The organism is Methylobacterium symbioticum, from assembly GCF_902141845.1.
In the GTDB taxonomy this organism is placed as follows: Bacteria; Pseudomonadota; Alphaproteobacteria; order Rhizobiales; family Beijerinckiaceae; genus Methylobacterium; species Methylobacterium symbioticum.
This window is the reverse complement of record NZ_CABFPH010000221.1, coordinates 1-1,939: the sequence shown is the minus strand read 5'-3', so window position 1 is coordinate 1,939 and position 1,939 is coordinate 1. Positions and strand designations below refer to the sequence as shown.

Genomic DNA, 1,939 nt, shown 5'->3' with positions numbered 1-1,939 from the left:
TGGCCGAGAGAGAGAGCGTGACGTCGATTCTTGACGGTCTTGAGGAGCCTGCGGCGTTGCGGCGTCTGCCGGAGAGCCGTCTTCAGGCGGTGGCGGACGCGGTGCGCGCCGAGATGATCGACGCGGTCTCGGTGACCGGCGGGCATCTCGGCTCGGGTCTGGGCGTGGTCGAGCTGACGGTGGCCCTGCACCACGTGTTCGACACGCCCGACGACCGCATCATCTGGGATGTCGGCCACCAGGCCTACCCGCACAAGATCCTCACCGGCCGCCGCGACCGCATCCGCACGCTGCGCCAGGGCGGGGGCCTGTCGGGCTTCACCAAGCGCAGCGAGAGCGTCTACGACCCCTTCGGCGCGGCGCACTCCTCCACCTCGATCTCGGCGGGCCTGGGCATGGCGGTGGCCCGCGACCTCGACGTGGCCGGGGCCAAGGCGGCCGGCCGCGAGGCGGGCAAGCGGCGCAACGTGGTGGCGGTGATCGGCGACGGCTCGATGTCGGCGGGCATGGCCTATGAGGCCATGAACAATGCCGGCGCGCTGCACTCGCGCCTGATCGTGATCCTGAACGACAACGACATGTCGATCGCCCCGCCGGTGGGGGCCATGTCGGCCTATCTGGCCCGGCTGGCCTCCGGCGACACCTACCGGAGCCTGCGCGAGACCGCCAAGCAGCTCGGCAAGCTGCTGCCCAAGGCGCTCTACCAGCGCGCGGCCGCGGCCGAGGAATATGCCCGCTCGCTGGTGGTGGGCGGGGGCACGATGTTCGAGGAGATGGGCTTCCACTATGTGGGGCCCGTGGACGGGCACAACCTCGACCACCTGCTGCCGGTGCTGAAGAACGTGCGCGATGCCGAGCACGGCCCGATCCTGCTGCACGTGGTCACGCAGAAGGGCAAGGGCTACGCTCCGGCCGAGGCGAGCGCCGACCGCTACCACGGGGTGGTGAAGTTCGACGTGGTCTCAGGGGTGCAGGCCAAGGCCAAGCCGAACGCGCCGGCCTATACGCGGGTGTTCGGCGAGAGCCTGATCAAGGCGGCGGATGCCGATCCGAAGGTTGTGGCGATCACGGCGGCGATGCCGGGGGGCACGGGCATCGACCTGTTCGGCAAGGCGCATCCGGCGCGCACCTTCGACGTGGGGATTGCCGAGCAGCACGCGGTGACCTTTGCCGGCGGCCTGGCGACGGAGGGCTACAAGCCGTTCGTGGCGATCTACTCGACCTTCCTGCAGCGGGCCTACGACCAGGTCATCCACGACGTGGCCTTGCAGAACCTGCCGGTGCGCTTCTGCCTGGACCGGGCGGGTCTGGTGGGGGCGGACGGGGCGACGCATGCGGGCGCCTTCGACCTGGCCTATCTGTGCTGCCTGCCGAACATGACGGTGATGGCGGCGGCCGACGAGGCGGAGCTGGTGCACATGGTGGCGACCGCCCATGCGCATGACACGGGCCCGATCGCGCTGCGCTACCCGCGCGGCGAGGGTGTGGGCGTGGAGCTGCCGGAGCGGGGCGAGGCGCTGGAGATCGGGCGTGGGCGGATCGTTCGGCGTCCGGAGGGGGCGCGTGTGGCGCTCCTGAGCCTGGGCACGCGTCTGTCGGAGGCGCTGAAGGCGGCGGACCAGCTGGCGGATGCGGGTGTGGCGGTGACGGTGGCGGATGCGCGCTTTGCCAAGCCCTTGGACGAGGCGCTGATCCTGGACCTGGCGGCGAGCCACGAGGTTCTGATCACGCTGGAGGAGGGCTCGCGGGGCGGGTTCGGGGCGATGGTGCTGCACTGTCTGTCGGATCGCGGCGTTCTGGACGCGATGCGGGTGCGGGTGCGGACGATGACGCTGCCGGACACCTACCAGGACCACGACACGCCGGAGCGGATGTATGCCGAGGCCGGCCTCGACGCCGCCGCCATCGTCGCAAAGGTCAAAGACATCCTGCCGGAGCG

The 1,939-nt window shown here is 70.6% G+C and carries 1 protein-coding gene; it reads left to right on the top strand.

Translation table 11 applies throughout. From position 1 onward, the window contains the following. Positions 1 to 17: 17 nt before the first annotated feature. The coding region (dxs, locus tag MET9862_RS28930; protein ID WP_142586305.1) for a 1-deoxy-D-xylulose-5-phosphate synthase at positions 18 to 1,939 on the top strand (1,922 nt) is incomplete at its 3' end.